The sequence below is a fragment of the Streptomyces sp. IBSNAI002 genome (assembly GCF_052244475.1).
Classification (GTDB): domain Bacteria; phylum Actinomycetota; class Actinomycetes; order Streptomycetales; family Streptomycetaceae; genus Streptomyces.
On record NZ_JBQPXG010000002.1, the window covers coordinates 224,557 to 250,101 of the forward strand.

Annotated in this window: 26 protein-coding genes and 2 pseudogenes; 6 read left to right on the forward strand and 22 right to left on the reverse strand. The window is 70.6% G+C overall.

Annotated elements, in window-relative coordinates:
- Positions 1 to 44: 44 nt before the first annotated feature.
- From ACTVZO_RS01300 to ACTVZO_RS01325, 6 genes and pseudogenes are all read right to left on the reverse strand, one after another.
- Positions 45 to 377, reverse strand: coding sequence for a hypothetical protein (locus tag ACTVZO_RS01300; RefSeq protein ID WP_443296512.1), 333 nt, complete (start codon positions 375 to 377; stop codon positions 45 to 47).
- Entirely contained in the window at positions 364 to 972 is a 609-nt protein-coding gene (locus tag ACTVZO_RS01305; RefSeq protein ID WP_443296513.1) for an RNA polymerase sigma factor, read from the reverse strand. The genes ACTVZO_RS01300 and ACTVZO_RS01305 overlap by 14 nt, the downstream gene beginning before the upstream one ends.
- A gap of 280 nt (positions 973 to 1,252) precedes the next feature.
- Positions 1,253 to 2,722, reverse strand: a complete 1,470-nt coding sequence (locus ACTVZO_RS01310) for a GntP family permease (RefSeq protein WP_443296514.1) — start codon at positions 2,720 to 2,722, stop codon at positions 1,253 to 1,255.
- A 119-nt stretch (positions 2,723 to 2,841) separates the two neighbouring features.
- Entirely contained in the window at positions 2,842 to 3,270 is a 429-nt protein-coding gene (locus ACTVZO_RS01315; protein WP_443296515.1) for a RidA family protein, read from the reverse strand.
- 62 nt (positions 3,271 to 3,332) lie between these two features.
- Positions 3,333 to 3,728, reverse strand: a pseudogene (locus tag ACTVZO_RS01320) (IclR family transcriptional regulator); the annotation flags it as partial.
- The gene (locus ACTVZO_RS01325) at positions 3,725 to 4,888 is read right to left on the reverse strand and encodes a sugar kinase (RefSeq protein ID WP_443296516.1); all 1,164 of its coding nucleotides are present in this window, start codon (positions 4,886 to 4,888) and stop codon (positions 3,725 to 3,727) included. The gene ACTVZO_RS01325 and the pseudogene ACTVZO_RS01320, both read right to left, overlap by 4 nt.
- Before the next feature lie 109 nt (positions 4,889 to 4,997).
- Between ACTVZO_RS01325 and ACTVZO_RS01330 the strand changes: the two genes are divergently transcribed.
- The 3 genes from ACTVZO_RS01330 to ACTVZO_RS01340 all read left to right on the forward strand — a co-directional run bounded on the left by ACTVZO_RS01330 (position 4,998) and on the right by ACTVZO_RS01340 (position 8,695).
- Entirely contained in the window at positions 4,998 to 6,293 is a 1,296-nt protein-coding gene (locus ACTVZO_RS01330) for an alanine racemase (RefSeq protein ID WP_443296517.1), read from the forward strand.
- A 90-nt stretch (positions 6,294 to 6,383) separates the two neighbouring features.
- On the forward strand, positions 6,384 to 7,994 hold the full coding sequence (locus ACTVZO_RS01335; RefSeq protein ID WP_443296518.1) for an N-acyl-D-amino-acid deacylase family protein: 1,611 nt from the start codon (positions 6,384 to 6,386) through the stop codon (positions 7,992 to 7,994).
- A 74-nt stretch (positions 7,995 to 8,068) separates the two neighbouring features.
- Positions 8,069 to 8,695, forward strand: coding sequence for a bifunctional 4-hydroxy-2-oxoglutarate aldolase/2-dehydro-3-deoxy-phosphogluconate aldolase (locus tag ACTVZO_RS01340; protein ID WP_443296519.1), 627 nt, complete (start codon positions 8,069 to 8,071; stop codon positions 8,693 to 8,695).
- Between the two features lie 24 nt (positions 8,696 to 8,719).
- Here ACTVZO_RS01340 and ACTVZO_RS01345 read toward each other — a convergent pair whose 3' ends face one another.
- Positions 8,720 to 9,346 (reverse strand): HAD-IA family hydrolase, encoded by a 627-nt coding sequence (locus ACTVZO_RS01345; RefSeq protein WP_443296520.1) that lies wholly within the window; start codon positions 9,344 to 9,346, stop codon positions 8,720 to 8,722.
- Positions 9,347 to 9,828: 482 nt separating this feature from the next.
- Here ACTVZO_RS01345 and ACTVZO_RS01350 point away from each other — a divergent pair, with 482 nt between their 5' ends.
- The gene (locus tag ACTVZO_RS01350; protein ID WP_443296521.1) at positions 9,829 to 10,797 is read left to right on the forward strand and encodes a phosphatidylinositol-specific phospholipase C domain-containing protein; all 969 of its coding nucleotides are present in this window, start codon (positions 9,829 to 9,831) and stop codon (positions 10,795 to 10,797) included.
- Positions 10,798 to 10,802: 5 nt separating this feature from the next.
- On the opposite strand, the gene ACTVZO_RS01355 is transcribed toward ACTVZO_RS01350, so the two are convergent.
- From ACTVZO_RS01355 to ACTVZO_RS01375, 5 genes are all read right to left on the reverse strand, one after another.
- The gene (locus tag ACTVZO_RS01355; RefSeq protein ID WP_443296522.1) at positions 10,803 to 11,279 is read right to left on the reverse strand and encodes a hypothetical protein; all 477 of its coding nucleotides are present in this window, start codon (positions 11,277 to 11,279) and stop codon (positions 10,803 to 10,805) included.
- Positions 11,280 to 11,448: 169 nt separating this feature from the next.
- Positions 11,449 to 12,639, reverse strand: coding sequence for an esterase/lipase family protein (locus tag ACTVZO_RS01360; protein ID WP_443296523.1), 1,191 nt, complete (start codon positions 12,637 to 12,639; stop codon positions 11,449 to 11,451).
- A 165-nt stretch (positions 12,640 to 12,804) separates the two neighbouring features.
- The gene (locus ACTVZO_RS01365) at positions 12,805 to 14,343 is read right to left on the reverse strand and encodes a flotillin family protein (protein ID WP_443296524.1); all 1,539 of its coding nucleotides are present in this window, start codon (positions 14,341 to 14,343) and stop codon (positions 12,805 to 12,807) included.
- A 112-nt stretch (positions 14,344 to 14,455) separates the two neighbouring features.
- Entirely contained in the window at positions 14,456 to 14,965 is a 510-nt protein-coding gene (locus tag ACTVZO_RS01370) for a hypothetical protein (RefSeq protein ID WP_443296525.1), read from the reverse strand.
- A gap of 148 nt (positions 14,966 to 15,113) precedes the next feature.
- The gene (locus ACTVZO_RS01375; RefSeq protein WP_443296526.1) at positions 15,114 to 16,172 is read right to left on the reverse strand and encodes a PucR family transcriptional regulator; all 1,059 of its coding nucleotides are present in this window, start codon (positions 16,170 to 16,172) and stop codon (positions 15,114 to 15,116) included.
- A gap of 124 nt (positions 16,173 to 16,296) precedes the next feature.
- Here ACTVZO_RS01375 and ACTVZO_RS01380 point away from each other — a divergent pair, with 124 nt between their 5' ends.
- Positions 16,297 to 16,965: a hypothetical protein gene (locus ACTVZO_RS01380; RefSeq protein WP_443296528.1), complete on the forward strand. Its 669-nt coding sequence runs from the start codon at positions 16,297 to 16,299 to the stop codon at positions 16,963 to 16,965.
- A 39-nt stretch (positions 16,966 to 17,004) separates the two neighbouring features.
- Here ACTVZO_RS01380 and ACTVZO_RS01385 read toward each other — a convergent pair whose 3' ends face one another.
- The 4 genes and pseudogenes from ACTVZO_RS01385 to ACTVZO_RS01400 form a co-directional block, all read right to left on the reverse strand.
- Complete coding sequence (locus ACTVZO_RS01385; RefSeq protein ID WP_443296529.1) at positions 17,005 to 17,655, reverse strand: NAD(P)-dependent oxidoreductase; 651 nt, start codon at positions 17,653 to 17,655, stop codon at positions 17,005 to 17,007.
- 44 nt (positions 17,656 to 17,699) lie between these two features.
- Positions 17,700 to 18,059, reverse strand: a complete 360-nt coding sequence (locus tag ACTVZO_RS01390) for a hypothetical protein (RefSeq protein ID WP_443296530.1) — start codon at positions 18,057 to 18,059, stop codon at positions 17,700 to 17,702.
- A gap of 97 nt (positions 18,060 to 18,156) precedes the next feature.
- Positions 18,157 to 18,754, reverse strand: a pseudogene (locus tag ACTVZO_RS01395) (SDR family oxidoreductase).
- Positions 18,755 to 18,855: 101 nt separating this feature from the next.
- On the reverse strand, positions 18,856 to 19,098 hold the full coding sequence (locus ACTVZO_RS01400; protein ID WP_443296531.1) for a DUF6332 family protein: 243 nt from the start codon (positions 19,096 to 19,098) through the stop codon (positions 18,856 to 18,858).
- Between the two features lie 274 nt (positions 19,099 to 19,372).
- Between ACTVZO_RS01400 and ACTVZO_RS01405 the strand changes: the two genes are divergently transcribed.
- Entirely contained in the window at positions 19,373 to 20,035 is a 663-nt protein-coding gene (locus tag ACTVZO_RS01405; protein WP_443296532.1) for a deoxynucleoside kinase, read from the forward strand.
- 134 nt (positions 20,036 to 20,169) lie between these two features.
- Here the strand turns inward: ACTVZO_RS01405 and ACTVZO_RS01410 are convergent, their stop codons facing one another.
- From ACTVZO_RS01410 to ACTVZO_RS01435, 6 genes are all read right to left on the reverse strand, one after another.
- Positions 20,170 to 20,553, reverse strand: coding sequence for a hypothetical protein (locus ACTVZO_RS01410; RefSeq protein ID WP_443296533.1), 384 nt, complete (start codon positions 20,551 to 20,553; stop codon positions 20,170 to 20,172).
- 76 nt (positions 20,554 to 20,629) lie between these two features.
- Positions 20,630 to 21,499, reverse strand: coding sequence for a C40 family peptidase (locus tag ACTVZO_RS01415; RefSeq protein ID WP_443296534.1), 870 nt, complete (start codon positions 21,497 to 21,499; stop codon positions 20,630 to 20,632).
- Positions 21,500 to 21,880: 381 nt separating this feature from the next.
- Positions 21,881 to 23,539, reverse strand: coding sequence for an allantoin permease (locus tag ACTVZO_RS01420; protein WP_443296535.1), 1,659 nt, complete (start codon positions 23,537 to 23,539; stop codon positions 21,881 to 21,883).
- A gap of 298 nt (positions 23,540 to 23,837) precedes the next feature.
- Positions 23,838 to 24,500, reverse strand: a complete 663-nt coding sequence (locus ACTVZO_RS01425) for a dihydrofolate reductase family protein (RefSeq protein WP_443296537.1) — start codon at positions 24,498 to 24,500, stop codon at positions 23,838 to 23,840.
- A 110-nt stretch (positions 24,501 to 24,610) separates the two neighbouring features.
- Positions 24,611 to 24,982, reverse strand: a complete 372-nt coding sequence (locus ACTVZO_RS01430; RefSeq protein ID WP_443303016.1) for a hypothetical protein — start codon at positions 24,980 to 24,982, stop codon at positions 24,611 to 24,613.
- Between the two features lie 89 nt (positions 24,983 to 25,071).
- Positions 25,072 to 25,413, reverse strand: coding sequence for a DUF5713 family protein (locus tag ACTVZO_RS01435; protein WP_443296538.1), 342 nt, complete (start codon positions 25,411 to 25,413; stop codon positions 25,072 to 25,074).
- Between the last annotated feature and the right edge of the window lie 132 nt (positions 25,414 to 25,545).

Sequence of the window (25,545 nt, forward strand, 5' to 3'; positions counted from 1 at the left end):
GCAGGGCCGCCCTCCGGGCGACGACGGGAGTTTGACGACAGGCCCTAGGGGCCCTTGGCCGCCGGGTGTGCCTTGGTGAGGGTGCAGACCCCGTCCGCGCACTGGCGCTCCAGGCGGCCGCGGGAGATGGTCTGCGCCAGGCCGACCATCCAGCAGGTCGGGCAGCCGCGGAAGGCGATCAGGGCCAGCGGGGCCGCCAGCAGGGTGGCCGGGCCGGCGACGGGCACCAGGGCGATCGAGCCGACGAGCAGCCCGAAGCCGATGGCTCCGCGCGCCAGGTGGCGCGGGACGGATCTGCTGGCGAAGTTCGGCCCGGCCGCCTCGGGCTGCGCGGCGGCCCGGGCCTTCGGCCCCTGTGCGAGCTCAACGGTGTTCATGTGACGAGCCCTTTCCGGCTGGTTGGTCGATGGCGGGATCGGGCGCCCGGCCGGTCGCCTCCAGTGAGTCGCGCAGCACCGCGCGAGCTCGGTGCAGCCGTGACTTCATCGCGGCGGTGCTCAGGCCGAGTGCCTGGGCGACTGCCTTGCCGGGCAGGCCCTGGACGTCCCGCATGATCAGGACCTGCCGCTGGTCACGGGGAAGGGCGCTGACCGCAGCCGCGATCCGCTCCGCCTCCAGCCGGTGCAGTACCGCGTCCTCGGCGGACTGCTCCGCGGACGCCTCCGGTTCGGCCGGCTGCTCGTCGCGCCGCGCGACGAGCAGCCGTATCTGCCGGAGGCACTCGTTGCGTACGATCCGGAACATCCATGAGGCAAGCGCGCCGGAGGTGCGCAAGGTGCCGATCTTCCGGTAGAGGATGATCAGCGCCTCCTGCGCCGCGTCCTCCGCGTCCTGCGGCGAGGCGCACAGGGACAGGGCGAACTTGCGTACATGGGGCTGCGATTCCATGACCACGGTGGTGAGCGATGTGACGTCGCCGTCCTGGGCGGCTTTGATCAGCCGCTCGTCCGGCCAGCGGAAACGTTGGTTCATGTGCTGCTACTCATTCCCCGAAGAAGGACCGTACACAGGTGCTCGGTCAGCTTCGGCTCTTGTAGCGCCGCATGAGGTGCCAGCTGCACGCGCCCATGAGCAGGACTCCGACCACTACGATGCCAGTGATCATCATTGGTGTTCCCTCCCGGTTCCGCCGGCCCCCTCGGCCGGCACACCCATAAGAGGCGGGGAGCCCCGGAGAGGATTCGCCTCCGGCCGAAGTTTCTTCGAGCCGCGTACGACGAGCGTCGGCGGGGCGTCCCCGCCGCCCCGGGCGTCAGACGGCGAGGCTGAGGGCGGCCGCCACCGCGAAGCCCGCCACCGACAGGACGGATTCCAGTACGGTCCACGACTTGAGCGTGTCGCGCTCCGAGATCCCGAAGTACTTCGAGACCATCCAGAACCCGCCGTCGTTGACGTGGGAGGCGAAGATGGAGCCCGCCGAGATTGCCATGATCACCAGGGCGAGGAAGGGCTGGGAGTGGCCGCCGCCCTCGACCAGCGGGACCACGATCCCCGCCGTCGCGACGATCGCGACCGTCGCGGAGCCCTGGGCCACGCGCAGGACCACCGAGATGAGGTAGGCGAGCACGATCACCGGCAGCCCCATGCCGTCGAAGGTGTCCGCGAGAGCGCCGGCGATGCCGGAGCCCTTCAGGACCGCGCCGAAGACTCCGCCGGCGCCGACCACGAGAAGGATGTTGCCGACGGGCTTGAGGGAGGCCGTCGAGACGGTCTCCAGGGACTTGCGCGACCAGCCGCGGCGGATGCCGAGCAGGTAGTACGCCATCAGCAGGGCGATGGTCAGCGCCACGAACGGGTTGCCGAAGAACTCGATGACGGAGCGCAGCGTCGACGGGTCGAGCATGATCGAGGAGAAGGTGGCGGCCAGGATGAGCAGGAGCGGCGTGCCGATGATGAGCAGTACGGTGGCCAGCGAGACCGGTTGCTCGCGCGGAGCGAGTCCGGCCGTGCGCTGCTCGGCCGCGACTGCGGCCTTCGCCTCCTCGGCGGCTTCGACCATGTCCTGCGGTACGGGGACGAAGACGCGCTTGCCGATCCAGCCCGCGTAGGCCCAGGCGGCGAGCACGGCCGGGACGCCGCAGACGATGCCCATGGCGATGACCCAGCCGAGGGAGACGTGGAACAGTCCCGCCGCGGCGACCGGTCCGGGGTGCGGAGGCAGGAACGCGTGCGTCATCGACAGGGCGGCCAGCAGCGGCATCGCGTACAGCAGGATCGATTTTCCGGAGCGCTTGGCGGCCGCGTAGACGATCGGTGCGAGGACGAAGATGCCGACGTCGAAGAAGACGGGGATGCCGAAGATCAGGCCGGTGAGGCCCATGGCGAGCGGTGCGCGCTTTTCTCCGAACAGATTGAGGAGGCGTTCGGAGAGGACCTCGGCACCACCGGAGACTTCCAGGATCGCGCCGAGCATCGTGCCGAGGCCGATGATGATCGCGACGTGCCCGAGTATGCCTCCCATACCACTTTCGATCATGGACACGGCGGCGGACTTCTGCACGGTTCCGAAGAGTTCGGTGACCGAGAGGCCGGCTCCGAGGCCGACGGCCATGGAGACCGCGAGGAGTGCCACGAACGGCTGGAGGCGGACCTTGATGATCAGGACGAGCAAGAGGGCGATGCCGAGGGCGGCCACGGTCAGCAGACCGCCCGTGCCGCCGATGAGGGCCAGCAGACCCCCGGTGTGAGGTGTCTCGGTGGGTGTGGCGGCAACAGGCAGCATGGGAACTCCGTTGTTCGCACGGGTGGGGGGCCGACCCTGGTGGCCGGGCGCGGCCGGGCGCCGCAGTAGGCGGCCGCCCGGCCGCGGCGGGTCACGGGGAAAGGGCGGGGCGGGTGCCGTCAGCCGAGGACGGCGAGCGCGTCGATCTCGATCAGCAGGCCCGCGGGGAGCCCGACGTACACGGTCGTACGGGCGGCGGGCGGCGCGGTGAGGCCCTGCTCCTCGAAGTAGGCGTTGTAGAGGGCGTTCATCTCCGCGAAGTGCTCCACGTCCGTGAGGTAGACGCGCATCATCATCACGTCGTCCCAGGTGGCGCCGCCCGCCTCCAGGACGGAGCGGACGTTCTCGAAGGTCTGCAGCGTCTGCTCGCGCAGGGTGGGGCCCGCCGGCGTCGGCTTCCTGCCCGCGACCGCGGGCAGGAAGCCGACCTGGCCCGCGACCTGGAGCAGGTTGCCCTTGCGCACGCCGTGCGAGAACCTCGCGGGCGGAGCGGTGTGCGTGGCCGGGGTGATGGCCGTCTTCTCGTGGTGCGCGGTGCTTCCGTTCATGCTGGTTCCGTTCATGGTGTGTGCTGTCCTTGCTCTTCCTTCTGGTGGCGGGTGGTGCCTCCCGCGCAGGTGATCGCCACCGGCCTGCCGATCCGGGAGTACAGGCGGACCGGGTAGCGGGATTCGATCTTGTCGATGTAGACGACCGAATCCTCCTCGTGCACGGCGAGGTGGACGGTGTGGCCGATCCGCTCGTTCAGCGCGACGAGGTGCGGGTGCGCGATCGAGCGGATGTCCAGCTGCTCCATCGCCCCTTGGGCCAGGGACAACAACCGGGCGCCGAGCCGGTAGCCCTGGTCGGCCTGGCGGTAGACGAGGCCGTGTTCGCGCAGTGTGCGCAGGAGCCGCAGCGCCGTGGACTTGTGCACGCCGAGGTGGTCCGCGACGCGGCCGAGGTCGGCGGGGCCCTCGGCGAGCAGGGGCAGGATGCTCAGCGCCCGGTCGACGGACTGGCTCACGCGTGCGCCGCCCGTCCGCCGCCCCCGCCGGGCCGTGCGGCCGCCGCGCCCCCGTCCGGCGCCGCGGTCCGGCGGGTGCTCCAGCCCGCCGTGAGGCGCAGCTCGCGCCAGGCCCGGGCGTCCAAGGCGGCAAGGGTGTCGGCCAGTTCGCGGGGCGGGGGCGGGGCGAGGTCCTCGGCGCTGGTGAGGGCGGACGCGGCGGTGAGGTGACCGTGGCGTATGCGCTCCGGTACGGACAGCCCGCGCAGTTCGGCGGAGAGGTATCCCGCGGCGAAGGCGTCCCCGGCGCCGACGGAGGCGACCACGTCGACCGTGGGCGCGGGCTCGTGGACCGCGGTGTCGGGGCCGCCCGCAGCCGGGCGGGTGAAGACGGTGGCGCCGTCGGCTCCCTGCTTCACCACGAGCACCTCGGGCCCGGGCAGCAGCCGGCGGACCGATTCCGTACCGCCGTCGGTTCCCCACAATGCCTCGGCCTCGTCGGCGCCGACGAACACGAGGTCGCTGGCGCGGGCGACGCCGAGCAGGACCGACCCGGCTTCGCCGTGGTCCGGCCAGAGGTTCATCCGGTAGTTGACGTCGAAGGACACGCGCGGGCGGCCGGGGCGGGGGGCGGTCAGCGCGCGCAGGAGGTCCAGGCAGTCCGGGGAGAGGGCGGCGGTGATCCCGGTCAGGTGCAGGAGCCTGGTGGCGTCGAGCACGGCCCGGTCGACCGTGGCCGGGGACATGGCCGATGCGGCGGAGGCCTCGCGGTAGTAGGCGACCTCGGCGAGTTGCTGTTCGGGTTCGCCCGCGGCTCCGGTGGCGCGCTCTCCGACGGTGCGGAAGTAGACCCCCGTCGGGCGGTGGGGGTCGCGCGTCACGTGTGCGGTGTCGACGCCCCGGGCGGATATCTCGCGCACCAGGTACTCGCCGAAGCCGTCCGCTCCGACGTGGCCGACCCAGCGGGCGCTGTGTCCCAGGCCCGCCACGCCGCACGCCACGTTCGACTCGGCGCCGCCGAATCCCCGTGTGAACCCGGACACATCGGCGAGCGGGCCGGGGGCGGTGGGCCGTAGCGCGACCATCGCCTCGCCGACGCAGGTCACGTCGACGACGGAGGCCCGGCCGTCCGCTGGGGTTGTGGACACGCTGGACTCCTTTGCGCCGTTTGCCTGGTTCATCAGGTTTGTTGACCTGGCGTTGATCGGGATGTTAAGCACGGTGTAGCGAATAACGCAACGACCGTTGCACATGATGCAACGCGGGTCGTTCGAGACCAGGGAGCGCCGCATGACTGCCGACCACGCCGACCCGACCGCGCGCGTCACGGCCCTCGCCGACGAGCGCGTCGACTTCCGCTTCAAGGGGCTGCCGCCGGACGCGGACGGTCTGACCGTCGGCGAGCTGGCAGCGCAACGCCGCAACCTCTTCACCGGCGGATTCACCACACCGGCCATCGCGCTCTCCGCCGAACGCGTCGAGCACAACCTCGGCCTCATGGCCGACTACACGGCCCGCCACGGTCTCGTCTTCGCCCCGCACGGCAAGACCTCCATGGCTCCCGCCCTCTTCGCACGTCAAGTCGCCCACGGCGCCTGGGGCGTCACGCTCGCCACCCCTCACCAGGTACGCGTGGCGCGCGCCTTCGGCACGGAGCGCATACTGCTGGCCAACGAGGTCGTCGACGCGGCCGCGCTGCGCTGGATCTCCCGTGAACTGGACACCCACCCGTCGTTCCGCTTCCTCTGCTACGTGGACTCCGTACGCGGCGTCGAGCTGATGGACGAGGCACTGCGGACGGCCGGCGGCGCCCGCCCCGTCGACGTCGTGGTCGAACTCGGCGCCGGCGCCGGTGCCCGCACCGGCGCCCGTACGGACGCGGAATGCGCGGCGGTAGCCGACGCGGTGGCCGCCACCCGGACCCTGCGCCTGACCGGCGTCAGCGGCTACGAGGGCGAGGTACCCGGGGCCGATCCGGAAAGCGTCCGGGCCTGGCTGCGCCGCCTCGTCTCGCTCCTCGCCGACTTCGATTCCGCGGGCCGCTTCACCGCGGTCGACGAGATCCTGGTCAGCGCGGGCGGCTCCGCCTGGTTCGACGCGGTGGCGGAGGTGTTCGCCGAGGTCCCCACCCTGTCCGCCCCGGTCCTCAAGGTGCTGCGCTCGGGCGCGTACCTCTCCCACGACGACGGCCACTACCGGCGCATGACCCCCTTCAACCGCGTCCCGGAGGAGGGCCGCCTCGAACCCGCCTTCCGCCTGTGGGCCCAGGTGATCTCACGGCCCTCCCCCGAGCAGGCGTTCCTCAACGCGGGCAAGCGCGACGCCGCCTACGACCTGGACCTGCCCGAGGCCCAGGTGGTGCGCTCCGCCCGCGACGGCGCCCTTCGGGACGCGACGGGAATCACCGTGTCGGCCCTCTCCGACCAGCACGGCTGGGTACGCACCGCCCCGGGTGCCGAGCTCGAGGTCGGCGACTGGCTGGGCCTCGGCCTGTCGCACCCGTGCACCAGTTTCGACAAGTGGCAGTTGATCCCGCTGGTGGAGCAGGACGGCACGGTCCGGGACCTCGTACGCACCTACTTCTGACCGCGGGCCGCACCGCGCCCGCCACCCGCACCCCGGCAGCCCCCGCGCCACACCCCCACACCCTCCCCCACCCCAGGAGAACCGCCCATCATGGACCTGGTCATCCGCAACGCCCGTGTCATCGACGGCTCCGGCGCAGCCTCCTACCGCGCCGATGTAGCCCTACGGGACGGCCGTATCCAAGAGATCCGACGGGAGGGCGACGGCCCCAGGCCGTCCGACCGCAGGACCCTCGACGCCGACGGCCTCGCCCTGGCCCCCGGCTTCATCGACATGCACGCCCACAGCGACCTCGCCCTGCTGCGCGACCCCGACCACAGCGCGAAGGCCGCGCAGGGCGTGACCCTGGAGGTGCTGGGCCAGGACGGCCTGTCCTACGCGCCCGTGGACGACCAGACCCTCGCCAAGGTCCGCCAGGCCATCACCGGCTGGAACGGCGACGGCTCCGACATCGACTTCGACTGGCGGACCGTCGGCGAGTACCTCGACCGCCTCGACCGGGGATTCGACGGGCAGGGCATCGCGGTCAACGCCGCCTACCTCATCCCGCAGGGGACCGTCCGCATGCACGCCATGGGATGGGAGGACCGCGACCCCACCGGGAGCGAACTCGACCGGATGCGCCGACTCGTCGCCGACGGCCTCCGGCAGGGCGCCGTGGGCATGTCCTCGGGCCTCACCTACACCCCCGGCATGTACGCCAAGGACGGCGAACTCACCGAACTGTGCCGGGTGGTGGCCTCGTTCAACGGCTACTACTGCCCCCACCACCGCTCCTACGGGTCCGGCGCCCTCCAGGCCTACCAGGAGATGGTGGACCTCACGCGGGAAGCCGGCTGCGCTCTCCACCTCGCGCACGCCACCATGAACTTCGGCGTCAACAAGGGCAAGGCGCCCGACCTGCTGGCCCTCCTGGACCGGGCCCTGGACCAGGGCGCGGACATCACGCTGGACACCTACCCCTACACCCCCGGCTGCACCACCCTCGTCGCCATGCTCCCGAGCTGGGCCGGCGAGGGAGGGCCGCAGGCGGTGCTGGCCCGCCTCGCGGACGACGCGGCGGCCGAGCGCATCCGGCACGAACTCGAGGACATCGGCTCCGACGGCTGCCACGGCGTCCCCATCGAATGGGACACGATCGAGATCTCCGGAGTCTCCGACCCGGGCCTGGCCTCCTGCGTCGGGAAGACCATCGCCGAATCGGCCCGGATGCGCGGCGAAGCCCCCTGGACCACGGCCCGGCGGCTGCTGGTCAACGACCGGCTCGGATCGACGATCCTGCAGCACGTCGGTCACGAGGAGAACGTCCGCCTCATCATGAAGCACCGCGCCCACACCGCCGGTTCGGACGGCATCCTCCAGGGCTACAAGCCGCACCCGCGCGCGTACGGCACCTTCCCCCAGTACCTCGGAATGTACGTCCGCGAGCTCGGCGAGCTCTCCCTGGAGGAGTGCGTGGCCCACATGACCTCCCGCCCCGCGGCACGCCTGCGGCTGCCGGACCGGGGCCTGGTGAGCGAGGGCTACCGAGCCGACCTGGTCCTCTTCGACCCCGAGACGGTCGCCGCGGGCTCATCGTTCGAGGCACCGCGCACCCTCCCGCACGGTATCCCCCACGTCCTGATCGACGGACGCTTCGTCATCCGGGACGGCAAGCGCACGCAGGTGCTCGCCGGCAAGTCGGTCCGACGCACGCCGTGAGCCGCGCGCACCGGGACACGCGCCCGTACCCGCAACCCCACCCACTCGTCCCACCCACGAACCCGGAGCCCCCTATGACCTGCCACCCCTACTCCGTCATCGCCGCGCAGCGCCTGCTGCCCGTACTGCGCAACGCCGATGCCGACGAAGCCGTACGCCAGACCACCGCACTGCTCGCGGCGGGCTGCCGCGCGGTCGAGCTGACCACCACCACTCCGGGCTGGGCGGAGGCCCTGGCCCGCTCGGTCCCCCTGACCGACCACCGGGGCCGCCCGGCAGCGATCGGCATGGGCACCGTCACCACGGCCGAGCAGGCACGCACCGCCCTGGACGCCGGCGCCGCCTTCCTCATCTCCCCCTATCCGGCGCCCGAAGTGCGCGAGGCGGCACGGGAACGCGGCGCAGTCTTCATCGAAGGCGGTTTCACCCCCGGCGAAGTGGCCGCCGCCGTCGGCGCGGCCGGAGCCGCGAAGGTCTTCCCGGCCCACGTGGGCGGCCCGCAGTTCATCCGCTCGCTCAAGGCCGTGCTGCCCGGAGCCGTCATCATCCCCACCGGCGGCATACGCCCCGACGGCGTCCAGCCCTGGCTGGACGCGGGCGCCACCGCGGTCGGCGTGGGCAACGGACTGCCGGACGATCCCGCCGACCTGGCCTCCCTCTTCCGCGAACTGGCACGGCCCTGCTGCCACGAGTGCGGGTAGCGGGACGGGGCCACGGCCCCGGATTCAGCCGAGCGGACATCCGAAGAGGTCCTCCAGCCGGCGGACCGTCTCCGCCGGCGTGGTGTCCAGGACGGTGGTCATGCCCAGGTCCCCGGCCGGCGTGAGGTTGCGGGGAGAGTCATCCACGAAGACGCAGGCCCGTGCGGGCACTTCGGCCGCTTCCACAGCGATCGCGTAGAGCGCCGGGTCGGGCTTGCGGATTCCGTGGTGTTCGGAGAGGACCACCGCGTCGCACAACGTGTCGAGGTCGTAGCCCTCGTACGGGTCGTACGGATCCGAACCGAGGCTGTTGGAGAGGAGGACGACCTTCACACCCGCCGCCCTCAGAGTCCGTGCCGCGCAGAGCATGACCGGTTCCGGGCGGAGGCCGCTCAGGACGCGGCCGATCAGATTCGTCGCGTCGACACCGAGCAGCGGGGCGGTACGGCTGTTCCATTCGGCCTGGCCGATCTGGCCGTGCTCCAGTTGCCCGTACAGCTCCCGGCCCGTCGGATCCTTCGAGATGACGTCCGTGAAGGCGTCGGGGGCGAGGCCTTCTCGGACGCAGAAGGCGCGGGCGCTGTCCGCGACGGGGGTGGTCAGCACCCCTCCGAAGTCGAGAACCAGGCTCTGATGTAGCGGCGTGGACATGGCGTACTCCTCAGGTTGCCGGGAGAAGGACGGGTACAGCTCTCTCCGGTGACTCAACGACCGGACCCACCTCGCGCTACGCACCGGCGGCCGCACGCACGGCCTCCCGGCCCGGGCCCGTGGGCGCTTCCGCGCGGATACAGGTGGTGCCCCCCGCGGCCCGGCCGGCGGGGGGCACCACACATGGGCCCTTCGGGGCGTTGACGACGACGGCGATACCCCGGTCGGCGTCCGCACTGGAAACGGTGGCCGTTCCGGGCAAGCGTACGTCTCCCTCAGCCAGGGGCTCGAGCTTCTGTGCCGCGTCGAAGAGCACCTTCGTCTGCGCCGTGACCGGCGCCGCGAACTCATACCTCCCAGTGCCCCGGCTCGACGCCATCCAACAGGCACACCCTCGGGACCTATGACCCTCGCATCCGCATGATGAACCGTCAGAACCTGTACTTGGCAGGACGAACGGAAAGGCGGCAGGACACGTGCCCATGGAGCGACGAGATTTCCTGAAGACCACAGGTCTCCTGACCACCGCGGCCGGCGCGGCACTCGCACTGCCCACCGGCATCGCCCGGGCGGGAACACCCCAACCGAGCAGCGACATCGTGCTCGGGCGATGGATGTCCCGGGTGGCCGACGATGTCTCCCTCTGCAACATCACGATCCCGGGCACGCACGATTCCGGCGCCACCGCCGGTGGGCTGTGGTGGCAGTGCCAGGAGTGGGACATCCGCCGGCAGCTCGACAACGGGATCCGCTACCTCGACATCCGCGCCGACCACCACGACCTCCGGATATGCCATGGCAACGTCACCATGCCGGACACGTTCACGGACGTGCTCCGGCACTGCGACCAGTTCCTGGCCCGGAACGAGTCCGAGACGATCCTCATCCGTGTGAAGCGCGAGGGAGCGGGCAACGGCATCAGCGGCCAGGACTTCGTCAGCGCCTTCGACAGGATCGCCGGACCTCTGAAGAAGCAGGGCCGCCTCATCCAGCCCGCGGTCATCCCCACGCTCCGCGAAGCCCGCGGCAAGGTCGTCGTCATCAGCAACGCCGGCGGGCTTCCCGGAATCCCCTGGGCGGGCGGCGACTGCGGAACCTTCGAGAACGGTCACATGGTGGTCCAGGACCACTACAAGGCGCCGACCGCTCCCCGCAGCTGGAAGAAGTTCACCCAGCACGTCGAGCCGTTCCTGGTGCGGGCGCACAACGTACCCATCAAAGGCAAGCTGTACGTCAACCACCTGAGCGCGACCGGGGCCACCAGCGGAGCAGCGACTCCCTACACGATCGCCAAGGACGACGCGTTCTCGCGGGGCGTCAACCACCTTACCAAGGACCGCATCCACGGCTGGACCGGCCCCGCACTCGGAATCGTGGCCATGGACTACGCCAACCTGCCCGACGGCCAGGGTGCGTGGCTCATCCACGACCTCATCCGGCGCAACCACTGAAGCACTTACAGTCCCCGCCATAGCCGCGTGAGGCGGCCGACGTAGGGGTGGGGCTCATAGGGGTCGTAGTCGGGGGCGGTGTCCAGTTGACGCAGCAGGCTGAACTGGTGGGGGGCACGTTGGCGATCGCGGATGGGGGCCCATTCGTCGACGACGGGCCACTGGTTGAGCTGGGCTTGGATGCCGGGGCGCCATTGCTGCCAGGTCTTGCGGCCGACCCAGCCCAGCTGGCGCAGCTCCAGTTCGTCCTCGCAAAGCCGCAAGTACAGGCGTACGGCTTTGAGCTCCTCGCCTTGGCATTGCGGGCCGTGCTCGGCGACCAGGGCCGCGGCGGGGAAGCGGTCGAGGATTTGCCAGTAGCGGGCGATGTAGGCGTCTTCGATGGCCTTGACGCGCGCTCTTGCGGCGCCTGCCGAGCTCGTGATCAGTGCGAGGATGCCGACGACGCCGGTGGCGAAAGCGACCCAGAATTCTGCGTTCACGTGGTGGTGTCCTCAGGTCGTCGGGGAACCACGGCGCCGAGGGCTGCTCCCCGGAGTGGATCCACGTCGACATTGTGAGGCACCCCCGACAGAAAGTCTTCTGGCGGGGGTGCCTGCCACCCCAAAGGGGTGTAAGGGCAGAGGAGCCGGCCCGGCAGCCAGCAGGGTGCTACGTCCGGACCCGGTCCTTCGAGGCGGGCCAGGTGGTGAGCTCGGGTCCCGTATTGCTGTGCGAGGGCTCGCAGGCCCAGGTGCCGCCGTGGAAGCGGAAGGTGGAGTAGGCGGTTGAGTAGCCGTTCGGGGAGGGGTCGACGAAGCGGATGCGGTAGGCGCCGTTCGGGAGGTCGTGTTTGCCCTTGTCGCTCGCCGGCACCGTCCACGGTTTGCCGTCGGTTCGGGTGATCTCCGCCTTGAGGGTGGGCGGCGCGTTGCCGGGCAGCCGCCAGCTGATCGTTCCGCTGTTGGGATAGAACATCCAGCAGTTCGAGTCGTGCAGGGCGGGGCCCGAGGCGAGAACGCGGTCGTTGCCGTTGGCCTTCTCGACGAAGTCGAGGGCGTCCTCCAGGACGGTGCTCTTGCCGGTGATCGAGGTGTGGACGCCCGCTCCGCCGAATCCGTCCTCGGAATCGTTCTGGAACGTCTTGTTGGTGGCGCCGGCGAGGGACACCGAACCGGTGTCGACCTGGCCGTCGCCGGTGATCGCATAGGTGAGGGTGTTCCCGGGGTTGTAGTGCCCCGAGAACTCTGTGGCGCCGTTGAGCTTGTCGAGGAATCGCGAGTCCGACTTCATCTGCAGCACCGCGGAGTTGCACAGGGTCCGCGACTCGGCCACGGACCTCGGGTCGGGCTCCCAGCCCACGCAGACGTCCGCGAACTTGGATCCGTGGTTCGGTGTTGCGAGGGTGACCAGGGAACTCAGCGTGAAGTCCCGGTTGTGGTCGAGCGCCATCTTGCGGGTGACCAGGCCCCCGAGCGAGTGGGCAACGAAGTTCACCCGCTTTCCGCTGAGGTTCTCCTTCTCCATCCACTCCCACAACCGGTCGGCGTTGTTCTCGATCGGCTCGTGCGTCGTGGCCCGGTAGTCGAACGTGTGGAGCTTTCCGCCGAACCGGTTGTCGGTGAAGTGCTTCGCGGCCCTGTCCCACACGCCCGAGTCCGAGTTGAGTCCGTGGACGAAGACGACGGGGTCCGAGACGGCCGCGCTCGCCGCGCCGGCCGTGCTCGCCGCCGATGCGGAAGGAGCCGCCGAGACGGCTGCCGCGGTCAGGGTGCACACGGCGGCGAAGACCAACGACAGCCGTTGTCGAAGTACGACGCGTGTGGTCGGGCGATGGATGCGTAAGCGAATGGTGAACGGCATGACCAGGCTCCTTCGTCTGGGAGACGCTCGTCAGGCACCCCGGGGTCGGGGCTGGGCTTCCTGACGAGATCAGGTCAATCCTCGCCCGCTCCCTCCGCGAAGTTCGTGAGGCCAAGGTCCCGCAATGGAGGGGGTCCTTCGACCGTTTCGTACGAACCACTGTGGTCAACCGGTGATGTCTATCCTGCCGTTGGAACCGCCTCGGACCGCGGAGACCGGCTCGGGCACGGCTTCCGTCTTCGGGGATGTCAGGCCCTTGAGGAGCTCGGGGAGGTCGACGCCGGTGGTGGAGCCGAGGAGTTCCATGCCCTGGGCGACGTTGTCGGCGACGGTACGCGTGAGCTTGCTCGCGCCGTCCGTGGAGATGACGGTCATCTTGTCGATGGCGGACAGCGGTTCGGCGGCCTTCGCGACGACCTGCGGCAGCGCTTCGACCACCATCTGGATCATCGCCGCGTCACCGTAGCTCTCGAACGCGTCCGCCTTCTTCTGCATCGCCTCCGCCTCGGCCGAGCCCCTGGCCAGGATGGACGCGGCCTCCGCATCACCCTCCAGCCGGACCGCTTCGGCGATCGCCGCGCGCCGGGCCCGCTCGGCCTCACCCCGCTTGGCGCCCTCGATCGCTTCGGCTTCGGCGAGGGCGGAGCGGCGCTGCTTCTCGCCCTCACCGGTCAGGCGGGCCCGTTCGGCCTCGCCCTGGGCGGCGGCGATGGCGGCCAGGCGTTCGGCCTCGGCCTGCTTGACGCGGGCGACGCGCTTGGCCTCGGCCTCCTGCTCGGCCTGGTAGCGGCGGGCGTCGGCGGGCTTGCGTACCTCCGTGTCGAGCTGGCGGTCGGTCAGGGCGGCCTGGCGTTCGGCGACCTTCTCCTGCTCGGCCAGGATCTGCTGCTGCCGGTCGGCCTCGGCCAGCGGGCCGGCGGCGTTCGCCTGGGCGGCCGCCGCGTCGGTCTCGGCCTTGATCTCGGCCTGGCGCAGGTACAGCGTCCGCTGCGCGACGGCGATCTCCTCTTCGGCCTTCAGACGGGCCTGCTCGGCGGCCTGGCGGGAGTTGGCCTCGGCTATGTCCGCTTCCTGCTTGGCGCGGGCCGCCTCGGGACGACCGAGGTCCTCGAGGTAGGAGCCTTCGGTGGTGATGTCCTGGATCTGGAAGGCGTCCAGCACGAGGCCCTGCCCGGACAGGCTCGCCTCGGCCTCCTCGGCGACCTGGCCGGCGAACGCGGCGCGGTCGCGGATGATGTCCTCGACGGACATACGGCCGACGATGGCGCGCAGGGCGCCGGAGAGCACTTCCTGGGTGAAGCCGACGATGCCGTCCTGCTGCTGGAGGAAGCGCTGGGCCGCGGCGCGGATGGCGTCCTCGTTGCCGCCGACCTTGACGATCGCGACGCCTTCGAGGTTCGCCTTGATGCCGCGCAAGGTGACCGCGCCGCGGACCGCGATCGGGATGTGCCGGCTGGACAGGTCGAGGGTGTACCGCTGCTGCACGAAGGGGACGACGAAGACCCCGCCTCCGACGACGACCTTCTGGCCGCTGTTGTCGGTCATGACCTGGCCTGTGTCGGGGTCGGTGGACTTCTTGCCGCGGCGGCCGGTGATGATGAACGCTTCGCTGGGGCCCGCGACCTTGTAGCGGGTGACCACGACGAGGGCGAGCAGGACGAGGAGTACGACCACTCCGGCGACCGCGGTGACAACTGGACTCATGAGGGATCCCCTCCTGCCCCCGAAGCGGCAGATCGTTGGTGGTGAAACGACGTCGGACCGCCGGAGGCCCGCGTCAGCGCTACCGGTCAGCGCTCCATTCCGGCGCTACGGGTCAGCGCTCCACGGCCCGGACGGTGACGGCGGTCGGCGACGGGGCGTCCGTCACCCACACCTCCGCGCCGCGGGCCAGCGGGCTCTCCGCGGTCGCGGAGTACTTCACGGGCTGCCCGGCCATCCTGAGCAGGACCTCGCCGTAACCGCCGCCCGGGATGGCGGTGACCACCCTCCCGGCCGAGCCGACCAGGTCATCGTGGTGCGGGGCGGCCCCACTGCCGTCCCGCAGGAGGGCACGGCTCAGCCGCCAGGTCAGCCAGCCGGCCCCCGCGCCGGCCACTGCCCCCGCAGTGGCCGCCGCTCCGGGGCCGAGTCCGGTGGACCCGAGCACGATCGCCCCGGTGAAACCGAGCATCGAGACGAAGCCCGCGATCACGGGAAGCGACAGCCAGCCCTCGAACAGGCCATCCAGGGCACCGTCGAAGAACCCTTCGAGAATCCCGTCGAACACCAGCGAGGCGGCCAGCAGCGCGAGTCCCCCGATGCCGAACCCCAGAAACAACCCCACGAGCGCCACCCCCGTCTGACCGCGGTCATCCCCGGACAAGGGCATCGTGACAGCAGGAGGGGTCGGCACGCATTGCCTGCCGTCGGCAATCTTTACGCGGTTTTGACGCATCCCTGCAACGCGCCCTCAGCCCTGGCCGGACATGGCCTCATGCGTCGGATTCGGGCCATCCCAGCAGGCGGGCACCGATCACCGCGGTCTGGAGCATGTACCGGTTCACCGGGTCGGCGAGGTCGGTGCCGGTGAGCACCCGTATGCGCTCCAGCCGATAGGTCAACGCCCGCACGCTCAGGGACAGCCGACGAGCCGCCTCGGTCGCCACGCAGCCGCTGTCGAAGTACGCGGTCAGGGTGTCGAGGTACGGCTGGGCCCCGCCACGCCCCGTGCGGAGCGGACCGAGCGCGCTCTCCACCAGGTCGGCCATGGCCTGCCGGTCCCGCGTGAGCACCGGGTAGACCAGCAGGTCGGCCGCGTGCAGCACCGGGCCCTCCAGGCCCATCCGCTCGGCCAGGTCGAGCGCGTTGAGCGCCTCCTCGTAGGAGTGCACGACCCCGCCCGCTCCCGGGTGGGAGCGGCCTATGGCGACCCGGCCGCCACCCGTGACGGCGTACGCCTGCTTCGCGAAGTACGCCAGCACATCGGGCTGTTCCCCTGGCGCCACGCAGATCAGCCTCCCGTCCTTCGTCGCCAGCAGGATCTGCCGGCCCGCGAACCGGGACAGCACCGCCGCCTCGATACCGCGCGCGACCGGGTACCCGTCCCCGTACGGCTCGGGTCCGGCGGCGACGGCGACCGCGTGTGCCTGGGACAGCCGCAGCCCGAAGCGTTCGGCCCGCTCCGCCAGCCGGCCCAGGTCGCTGCGCCCGTAGAGCAGGTCGTCGACGAACTCCCGGCGCGCGGCCTCCTCCTGGCGCACCGCCTGGTGCTGGGAGCGCTCGTACCCCTCGGCGAAGGCGTCCACCGCCTGTTCGACCGAGGCCAGCAGCGTGGCCGCGGCGGGCCCAACGGACGGAAGGACCTCCTGCGCCACGACGAGGTGGTGCCGGATCAGCCCCCGCAGGGGCAGGCCCGCTTCCGCCGCCCGCTCCCCCTGGGTCCGCCGATCGGCAAGCTCGGTTCGCGTCAGCCGCCGCCCGGTGGCGCAGGCGCTCAGCAGCACCTCCGCACAGCCCGCCACGTGCTCGTCCAGTGCCGCCCGGTCGAACACGTCTCTCCCCCGATCACGACGCCGCCGTGACGCCTCCTTGATCTTGCACCAGAGTGCCACGGACCGTGGCGTCCGAGAACCTGGCCGGCGATCAGCTGTCAGTGGGGTGCGGTGGAATGGGCGCGTGACCGTACACGATGTGGCCCGGGCCCTGCCGGGCATGGAGGAGCTCCGCGAGCACTGCCGCGGGATCGCGATGCTGGACGCCGTGCTCAGCCCGGAGTGGGACGCTCGGTACTACTGCTTCGACGCCCAGTGGGACGAGGGGGAGCAGATGGCGTCGATGCGCGACGGGATGGGCGGTGAGTACGCGATCGTGTTCTCGGCCGCCGGGGCCTGGGTTCGGGGCTTCGACCACGAATCCCCTATGAGCCCGTGGGCCCGCATGGACGCTCCCAGGGTGTGGCCCGGCGTCTTGGACGACGTGCCGGACGCTTTCCGCCCGTACGTCACCGAGGCCGCGTTCTGCGACGAAGACGTCGCCACCGTCACGTGCTGTGTGTGGCGAGCGGCGGGAGACACCGCCTGGAGGGCCGGAACGATCACCTTTCCCGAGGCGGGCGACGGCGACCCGGACGGCGCGGACATGCTCTTCGAGCTCCTCGTCGACCGCTCGCCGGAGGCCTACGCGGCGTGGGCGTCCGCGTACTACGAGACACCCGTCGATGTCGAAGCCGTCCGGGCCCTGCTGGCCCGTCGCCCGCTGACACCGGAGATCCTCGCCGCGCTCAACCCGGACGTCGAGCTCGCGGATCTGGCCGAGGACATCGCGGAGATCGGCTACCCCGCCTGAGCACGCACGTGGCCGGCCCGACCGCCGCGCCATGACCCGTCACCTCTGCCGGCCGGCTCCGCCGGTGAGGATGACCCGCCGTCGGCCCCATTGGCCGCTGGTCGCCGCGTGGAGCAGGAAGTCCGCGACGTCGGCGCGGTTGATCCTGCCGCCGACCCGCCCCCGGGTTCCGTCCAGCGGGATCGTCTCGTAGTCGCCCGTGGCATCGTCCTTCCCGAACAACACGGGCAGGGCGATGGTCCAGTCGCGGTCGCTGCCGGCGATGGTCTCGTCGGCGATGCCCTTGTCCGCCATGAGCCTGCCCATCACCAGCCTCGACGCCGCCGCCTGGAACAGCGACTGGCGGCGGACGGTGTCACCCGAACCGAGGGCCGAGAGCCAGACGAGACGCCCCACGCCGGCCGCGGCCATGGCCTGCAGGACGGGACCGGCGGTGCGGGTGGCGAGGGTGGACTTGTAGTCCTTGCCCGGCCCCAGGGCGCAGATGAGGGCCTGGCTGCCCCGCGCCGCGGCCTCCACGTGCGCGGCGGTGGCGGCGTCGCCGATGACGACGGTGACCCGCTCGTCGCCGTGCTCCGGCAGCCGGGCCGCGTCACGGACCAGGACGGTGACCCGGTGCCCGGCCGCGAGGGCCTGTTGGAGCGCCCCCCGGCCGATGGGGCCCGTGGCGCCGAGGATGGTGAGCTGCATGGTCGAGCCTCTTCCTGTGTGTCGCCAACCGGCGGCATGCCGGGCTAAGCGGCCCCCGCCGCTTCGCCGACGCCGGCCGGTCGCGCCTGCCGCTTCAGCTGCATGCGGCCGCTCACCACGAGGTCGGTGGGAACGGTCTTCCAATGCGGGTGTGCGGCGACCTCGATCGACAGCTGCCGGATCTCGGCCCACATCCGGTCCGCGGTCTCCTTCTGTTCGTCCGTCCAGCCGGGGCTGTCGGCGACGTCCGTGCGGCGGGAGCAGCGCCCGCCACGCACCCGGCCCTTCATCGGTTCCTCGCTCCAGGGCAGGGCCGCCAGGTAGGCGCGGTGCTCGGCGTGTGCGCGGTGGAGGCGCTCCTGCAGGCGGAGCAGGGCGTCGGGGAAGGAGGTCTCGTCGCTCACTCTCGAATCGTAATTCTGTTCGATTCGAAAAGGGAAGCCGACGCACCGCGGAGTGACCCGTTCGGCGGACCGGTGTACCGAGGGCCTCCCGGGCCGGTCACCCGGGGGCGATCGGTCCGAGGTAGGTACCGCCGGAGACGTCGATGGTCTGGCCGGTCACCCAGCGTCCGCGCGGCCCGGCCAGGAAGCCCACCACGTCGGCCACGTCCTCCGGCTCGCCGATCCGTCCGAGCGCGGTGATCGACTCGAGTCCGGCCACCGCCCATGTTCACGATCCGCCCGCCGTCCCTCAGCAGCGGCAGCGCCCGCTGGATCACGAAGACCGGCGTGGTCACGTTGACCGCCGGGAGCCGCTCGAACTCCTCCTCGGTGAGCTGGCCGATCGAGCCGACCGAGTGGATGCCCGCGTTGTTGACAAGGATGTCGAGAGCGTCCGCACCGTGATCCGCCAGCCCGGCGACGAGCTCCGTGAACAGCCGGTCCACCGCACCGCTCTCGCCGAACCGGGCCCGCACCCGGAATGCCCGGCCTCCGGCCTCCGCGATACGCGCCACGGTTTCCGCGGCGGCCTCGCCATTGACGCCGTAGTGCACCGCGACCAGCGCTCCCTCGGCGGCCAGCCGCAGCGCGACCGCCCGCCCGATCCCCCGCGAGCCGCCCGTCACCAGTGCGGTCCTGCCGTCCAGTTCCCCCACGATCGCCTCTCCCCTCGCGATGCCCCGGCCTCACGTACGATGCGCCGCCGCCGCCGGCGAGCCCGGGGGCGGCCGCGGCGACCGTCGGGTTCGGAGCCTGGTCAGTGGTGGCGTCCGTACCGCCAGAGGACATGGACGACACGGATCGCGGCGAGGCCTCCGGCAACCCATGCCCCGCCGGCCAGAAGGAACCTCTCGACCGTGGGCGGCAGGGCCCAGACGGCGGTCGGCCCGGCGATCGCGGCGAACACGACCGCCCCGAGGAAGCACGCGCTCAGCAGCGCGTACCCGATCTCCACCGGGATCGCGTCCCGCTCCGCCTGGCTCAGTCGTCTCGTCGTCATGGGTGAAGAATCGCACCGAGGCCTCGCGGTGGTCCATCACGTCGGCCGGCTGGCCCGGCCGGGGTACATCGTGATTTAAGATTCATGCTGGCCGCGGGGCTGCGGATCGCCGCTGTGCGCGGCGACTGCGGAAAAGGGTTCTGGTCCGGGCGGGGACCGTACGACGCTGATCATGAAGCTCCCGGGGAATCGCGCGCCCGTCGGCGCGCGTCTCAGGTGCGGGGTGCCCAGCCCGCCCGTCCGCGAACAGAAGATCCCCAGGGAGAAGTGAGGTATGTCAGTGATCTGCGTCGGAGGCATGATCGGGATCGGCAAGACGAGCGTGGCCGAGCTCCTCGCCAAGGAACTGGGCAGCGAGGTCTTCTACGAGAGCGTCGAAGACAACCCGATCCTCCCGCTCTTCTACACGGCGAGCCCCGAGGAGATCCAGGCCAGGCGTTACCCCTTCCTGCTCCAGCTCTACTTCCTGCAGACACGATTCGCCTCGATCAAGGAGGCGTACAAGCAGGGCGACAACGTCCTGGACCGGTCCATCTACGAGGACTGGTACTTCGCCAAGGTCAATCACGACCTGGGCCGGATCAGCTCCCTCGAGATGCAGGTGTACGAGGGGCTGCTGGGCGAGATGATGCGCGAGATCGACGGCCTGCCCTACCGCAAGGCGCCCGATCTCATGGTCTACCTCAAGGCCGACTTCGAGACCGTCCTGCACCGCATCGGACTGCGCGGCCGCGATTTCGAACAGGACGAGAGCCTCATCGAGTACTACCGGACGCTGTGGTCCGGCTACGACGACTGGGTGCACAAGCACTACTCGGCCAGCGAGGTCCTCATCATCGACATGAACCAGACGGACGTGGTGAACGACCCCGAGGACGCCGCCCGCGTCGTCCGGGAGGTCAAGAACGCCCTCGCCGCGGTCCGGCACCGGGGCTGAACCCGCCGCCGAACCGCTCCGATGCCCTCCGGCCTGTGGTGGCCGGAGGGCATCGGAGCAATGTGAACCAGCCGCTCAGGCCGGCCGGGCGGGCGGGTGCCGAAGCCCCGGCCGCACACCGCGCTCGCGGAGCGTCAGCATTCGCGCAGGCCCGGCGCGGGGTCGACCGACGTGTGGACGTCCACCGCCGCCACGTTGCCCCACTGGCCGTTGTCCAGCTTGGTCCAGTACCAGACGTTGTTGCCGCCGGCGTGCTGGTCTCCGCGGCCCCAGCACTGGAACCAGCTGGGGCTCGTGTTCAGCGGCCCCCGCACCGCGGAGTTGTACCGGCGGTGCTCGTAGCCCTTGGCCCCGACCCGGTTGCCACACCACAGCTTGCCGTCGGCACGGACACCGCATTCGGCGGCCGCGCTCTGCCCGGTGGCGGGCGTCGCCACGGCGGGTCCGGTCACGGTGGCCATGCCGCCCGCCAGTGCGGCGGCGGCGAGACCCAGGGCGATCTTCCTGCTTGCAGACATGCTTCCTCCTCAAAAGGGCTCCGTCAGGAGCCGGGTGATGGTGTGTCTGATTCAGTGGTGCAGGTTCGGCCGGTGATCAGGGGCAGGTGCGTACGCCGTCCAGCCAGGCGGGGCCCTTGATGTAGCTGTTGGTGATCCACGCCCCGTACTCGGGCAGGTAGGACCAGGCGTCGTTGGTGTAGCCCTCAGCGGTCACCGGTTCGGCGTGCTTCTGGCACTCGATGCGCACCGTGGTCGGGCCGGGAAACCGGTGCACCCTCGGGCTCGTGGTGGACGGCTCCTTGTGGGTCCACACATCGGTGCCCCAGGTGCTGAAGGTGCCGGGAGCCGCCGCGCCGGAGATGCGGACCGCTCCCGCGTAGTCCCCGCCCGACCGCACGTCGCTGACGGTGATCCGGGTGCCCGATTCCCGGGCCTCGACCATCTTGCCCGCACCCAGGTAGATGGCGATGTGATGGATGGAGCCCCCCGATCCCCAGGCCAGCAGGTCCCCCGGCAGCAGCGGCGCAGTCCCCTGCGCCGCCGAAAAACGCTGCTTCACCTGCGGCGAGTTGAACTGGTGGTACGCGTTGCCGGGCAGCGGATCCCCGCCGGCCGCACGGGCGTAGGCGTACCGGACCAGCCCCGAGCAGTCGAAGCCCAGCCGCTCCGGGTCGTGTTCGCTGTCCGGGTCGCTCGGGTCGACCTGACCGTACGTCGGCCCGGGCTGCGGACCGTGGCCGCCGCCCCAGGTGTACCAGACCCCGATCTGTTCGCATGCGGCCCGTACGGCTCCTTCCGCCGCCGCCGAGGCTCCGGGGGCGAGCACACCGCACGCCTCCGCGGCCTGCGCCGCCCCCGCCGCCTTCGGCGCCGCGGCTGCCGAGGCGCCGAGTACCCCTCCCCACGCGGCCAGCAGGGTCATCGCGGCCACCGCCGCCGCCCCGGCCGTTCTCCGCATCGCCATGTCCGTTCCCCCGTCCCCGCCGGTGTCGCGCGGGTTTCCGTGCTCGTCGTGATGGTGGTGTTCGTCGGCATGCTCAGCTCGTGGTACGAAGCCACGCACCGGCCGGCCGTCGACACTTCGAGACTGTGCCCCGTCACGCCTCCATGTCGAGGTAGCGCGTGTGGCCCACCGCAACGGGAAACGGGAAACTCCCGGGAAACCCGCTCTCACCAGGCACTTTGACGAGCCGTCAAGAGGCCGCTCGGCGGCCCACGACACCCGCGGTCCCTCCACGAACCGACGGTCAGAGCCGCACGCCGCAGCAAGACCGGCTGGTGTGCACGCGCGAGGGCCGCCCCGCTCGGCGAGGCGGCCCTGGCCCTGGCCCTTGAGCGGGGTCGGCTACACGGTGACCGGCAGGACGTGGGCGCCGGCCTTGTCGGTGCTCAGGCACAGGGAGCAGACGACCGCGGCGTGGGTGACGCAGGCGGTGAGGTCGGGGCGCTCGTAGGGCTGGTGGCAGACGTGGCAGTCGAGGGTGACCCCGCTGGGGTTGCCGTCCGTGTCCAGCAGGGGTTCGGCGATGCCGTCGTCGGTGCGGCGCACGTAGTAACGGCCCTTGGTGACCACGGCCATCAGAGGGGTGACGACGAAGGCGATGACGGCCGCGGCCACGGGCGAGTACGGCTGGAGGGTGTCGCCGAGGAGGTGGAAGTACATCGCGATCGACAGGCCGGAGGCGGCGACGAAGGCCACGACGCCGACCGGATTGACCGCGTGGAGCATGCCCCGGCGGAACTCCGGCTGGAGCGGGGACAGCTTCAGTACGTACTTGTTGACGCCGATGTCCGTGGCCACGGTGACCACCCAGGCGATCGCGCAGTTCGAGTAGAAGCCGAGGATGCCGCCCAGGAAGCTGAACATGTCGGCTTCCATCAGGGCGAGCGCGAAGGCCAGGTTGACCAGTACGAAGACCATGCGGCCGGGGTAGCGCTTGGTGACACGGGTGAAGGAGTTCGTCCAGGCCAGCGAGCCGGAGTACGCGTTCGTCACGTTGATCTTGATCTGGCTGATGACGACCAGGACCACGGCGAGCGGGATGACCATCCAGGACGGCATCATCGCGTCGAAGGCGCCGCGGAACTGCTGGATGGGCTCCGGCGTGGCGGCCGGTCCGACCTCGGCGATGACGTAGACGGCGAGGAAGACGCCGATGGCCTGCTTGAGCGCACCGAGCACGACCCACCCGGGGCCGGCCATGACCACGGCGGTCCACCAGGCGCGCTTGTTCGCCTGGGTCTTGGGCGGCATGAAGCGCAGGTAGTCGATCTGCTCGCCGATCTGCGCGATCAGGGACAGGCACACACCCGCTCCGAGCAGGACGGAGGCGGTGTTGACGGCGCCGTCGCCGTTCGTGCCTGCGTAGCCCAGGAAGCGGTCGACCGTGCCGGGGTCACTGGCGACCAGGTAGACGAGCGGAGCGACCATGAGCAGGAGCCAGACCGGGGTGGTCCACACCTGGAGCTTGCTGAGCGCCTTCATGCCGTAGATGACCAGCGGGATCACCATGAGTGTGGAGACGGCGTAGCCCAGCCACAGCGGCAGTCCGAGCCCGAGTTTGAGGCCCTGGGCCATGATCGCCCCTTCGAGGGCGAAGAAGATGAAGGTGAAGCTGGCGAAGATGATGCTGGTGATGACCGAGCCGTAGTAGCCGAAGCCGGAGCCGCGGGTGATCAGGTCGAGGTCGATGTTGTAGCGGGCGCCGTAGTAGGCCAGCGGGAAGCCGGTGATGAAGATGACGACCGCGGCGACGGCGATGGCGACGAGCGCGTTGCCGGTCCCGTGGGCCAGGCCGATGCCGGCGCCGATGGAGAAGTCGGCCATGTAGGCGATGCCGCCGAGGGCCGTGGTGGCCACGACCATGGGGGTCCAGCGGCGGTAGCTGCGGGGTGCGAAGCGGAGGGTGTAGTCCTCCAGCGTCTCCTTGACCGCCTGGTCGGCAACGGCCTCCGCGGTGGCCGTTGCGTCCGTCGTCGCCTGTCGTGACTCGGTGGTGCTCATGCCGCGCCTCCCGGTGGGGCTGAGTGCAGGTGCAGGTGCAGGTACAGGTGCAGGTGCTGCGGTGGGGGCCCCGTGCGGCGCCGTTGACAGGACGGGGCGACGGGTCGTCAAAAGCACCGCCGACGGCGCCCTGTTCACGCCTCAGCCCACGGTCGGTCACGCTAGAAAGCGCTTGTTACCCCCGGGCGTGCGATGTCGTGAACACCATGTTGCCGAAGCAGGCGTGGCGGCCTGTGTACGCCGCACTCGCGCGGGCCCTGGCGCCCCGGTGGCACGGGACGCCAGGGGCCCGGTGGCATCAGGCCTCAGACGTCGCTGCCGGCGCCACGCCGGCGCCACGGTCGGGTGCGCTCATGTCCCCCGTCGCGGGGATGCCGTCGGCGAGCCCGTAGCGCAGGTACACGGTGCCCTTCGGGCCGGCTGCCGGGGGTGCGAGGAGCGTGACGTTGGTGGGCACGGCGCCGCCGTCGAACAGCTTCTTGCCGACGCCGAGCACGATCGGGTGCAGCCACAGGTCGATGCGGTCGAAGAGCTTTTCGCGCAGGAGGGTCTGCACGAGGTTCAGGCTGCCGACGACCTTGACGTTCTCGTGCCGGTCACGGATCTCGCGTACCGCGGCGGCGAGGTCCGGGCCGAGCTGCGCGGACCCGGCCCACGAGAGGTCCGGCTTGCCGCGCGAGGCCACGTACTTCGGGACGCCGTTGAAGAGGGTGGCGATCTCGCTGTCCTCGCTCCCCTCGTAGTGGGGCCAGAAGGCGGCGAAGATGTCGTACGTCCGCCGGCCGAGCAGGAGCGCGTCCGTGCCCTCGTACGCGGCAGCGACTTGCGCCCCGGCGACTTCGTCGAGCAAGGGCGCCTGCCAGCCGCCGAACGGGAACCCCACCGGGTCCTCGTCGGGGCCGCCGGGCGCCTGCCCGACGAGGTCGAGGGTCGCGAACATCTCGATGTGGATGAGTCCCATGGCTTGCTCCCGGTGAGTCGTTCTGCCTCCGTCAAGGGGTAGACCTGCCGGCTCGCCCAGACTCATCGCCGCGCCGGGACGCGGTTTCACCTTGTGCTGCGACTCCGTGACTAGTCGGTGCCGGATCCGGCCTTCTGCAGCATGTGGGCCATCAACAAGGCGCCTCCGGCAGCGGCCCCTACCGCTCCCGCGGCCAGGAACCCGTGAGAGGAACGCCAGGACAGCACCGACCACCGCGACTGCGCGGAGAACACCGATCCCGTGCTCAGCCACGACCCGGTTGAGATCAGTGACAGCGAGGAACCGATGGAAGCCACCGACAAGGCGCTACCGATGGAGGCGATCGACAGGGCGGAACCGACGGATCCCACGGACAGGACGGATCCGACCGAGCCGATCGACAGCACGGAGTCCTGTGACCACAGCGACAGCAGCGAACCAGAGGAGGCACGACGGCCCGACCGTACGGACAGTTTTGTCATGAGGCCATAGTGCCCGCTGGTGCTCTGTCCCGAGAGTTTGCGGACGAACGACGCGGCGCGATGGCGGCAGCCGGCCCTCCGGTGTTCGTTCACCAATCCCGGGTGGCGATCAGCTCCTCCACATCCGCGTCCGTGAATCCGTATGCCGATGCGACGAACCAGAAGTCGTCGGCGATCCACTCGCGCGCAACCGTCTCTATCTCACTCCCGGCCGCCTCGAACTCCGCCTCCAGAAGGTTGAACTCTTCCGTCGCGGCCTGCGTCAGCACGTACAGCGCCGCCAGATCCGACGGCTGCTCAGCCTCGATGCGCTCGCAGAGCCGCGTCAGGATCGCTCCGCCCCGGCCGACGACGTGATCGGGGAAGTACGAGTCCGCGTACATGTGCCGCAGAAATACGTGCTCTGCCACCTGCTGGTTCGTGATCGGCATGCGCTTCCCCATCGCCGTTGAAGTACTGACACACCGATCATGCACGGCACCACTGACAACGACGCCGGACTAACCCTAAACCTGACGTTGACTGTTTCGGTTCACTGCCGCAGTCCGTGTCACAGCACTGCA

Excerpts from the sequence above, each read along its gene's own strand:
- ACTVZO_RS01360 (WP_443296523.1), bottom strand. The coding sequence starts at position 12,639 with ATGCCGTTCACCATTCGCTTACGCATCCATCGCCCGACCACACGCGTC.
- ACTVZO_RS01330 (WP_443296517.1), top strand. The coding sequence starts at position 4,998 with ATGACTGCCGACCACGCCGACCCGACCGCGCGCGTCACGGCCCTCGCC.
- ACTVZO_RS01365 (WP_443296524.1), bottom strand. The coding sequence starts at position 14,343 with ATGAGTCCAGTTGTCACCGCGGTCGCCGGAGTGGTCGTACTCCTCGTC.
- ACTVZO_RS01300 (WP_443296512.1), bottom strand. The coding sequence starts at position 377 with ATGAACACCGTTGAGCTCGCACAGGGGCCGAAGGCCCGGGCCGCCGCG.
- ACTVZO_RS01325 (WP_443296516.1), bottom strand. The coding sequence starts at position 4,888 with ATGAACCAGGCAAACGGCGCAAAGGAGTCCAGCGTGTCCACAACCCCA.
- ACTVZO_RS01415 (WP_443296534.1), bottom strand. The coding sequence starts at position 21,499 with ATGGCGATGCGGAGAACGGCCGGGGCGGCGGCGGTGGCCGCGATGACC.
- ACTVZO_RS01430 (WP_443303016.1), bottom strand. The coding sequence starts at position 24,982 with ATGACAAAACTGTCCGTACGGTCGGGCCGTCGTGCCTCCTCTGGTTCG.
- ACTVZO_RS01435 (WP_443296538.1), bottom strand. The coding sequence starts at position 25,413 with ATGCCGATCACGAACCAGCAGGTGGCAGAGCACGTATTTCTGCGGCAC.
- ACTVZO_RS01405 (WP_443296532.1), top strand. The coding sequence starts at position 19,373 with ATGTCAGTGATCTGCGTCGGAGGCATGATCGGGATCGGCAAGACGAGC.
- ACTVZO_RS01315 (WP_443296515.1), bottom strand. The coding sequence starts at position 3,270 with ATGAACGGAAGCACCGCGCACCACGAGAAGACGGCCATCACCCCGGCC.
- ACTVZO_RS01345 (WP_443296520.1), bottom strand. The coding sequence starts at position 9,346 with ATGTCCACGCCGCTACATCAGAGCCTGGTTCTCGACTTCGGAGGGGTG.
- ACTVZO_RS01385 (WP_443296529.1), bottom strand. The coding sequence starts at position 17,655 with ATGCAGCTCACCATCCTCGGCGCCACGGGCCCCATCGGCCGGGGGGCG.
- ACTVZO_RS01425 (WP_443296537.1), bottom strand. The coding sequence starts at position 24,500 with ATGGGACTCATCCACATCGAGATGTTCGCGACCCTCGACCTCGTCGGG.
- ACTVZO_RS01400 (WP_443296531.1), bottom strand. The coding sequence starts at position 19,098 with ATGACGACGAGACGACTGAGCCAGGCGGAGCGGGACGCGATCCCGGTG.
- ACTVZO_RS01335 (WP_443296518.1), top strand. The coding sequence starts at position 6,384 with ATGGACCTGGTCATCCGCAACGCCCGTGTCATCGACGGCTCCGGCGCA.
- ACTVZO_RS01410 (WP_443296533.1), bottom strand. The coding sequence starts at position 20,553 with ATGTCTGCAAGCAGGAAGATCGCCCTGGGTCTCGCCGCCGCCGCACTG.
- ACTVZO_RS01420 (WP_443296535.1), bottom strand. The coding sequence starts at position 23,539 with ATGAGCACCACCGAGTCACGACAGGCGACGACGGACGCAACGGCCACC.
- ACTVZO_RS01340 (WP_443296519.1), top strand. The coding sequence starts at position 8,069 with ATGACCTGCCACCCCTACTCCGTCATCGCCGCGCAGCGCCTGCTGCCC.
- ACTVZO_RS01350 (WP_443296521.1), top strand. The coding sequence starts at position 9,829 with ATGGAGCGACGAGATTTCCTGAAGACCACAGGTCTCCTGACCACCGCG.
- ACTVZO_RS01305 (WP_443296513.1), bottom strand. The coding sequence starts at position 972 with ATGAACCAACGTTTCCGCTGGCCGGACGAGCGGCTGATCAAAGCCGCC.
- ACTVZO_RS01310 (WP_443296514.1), bottom strand. The coding sequence starts at position 2,722 with ATGCTGCCTGTTGCCGCCACACCCACCGAGACACCTCACACCGGGGGT.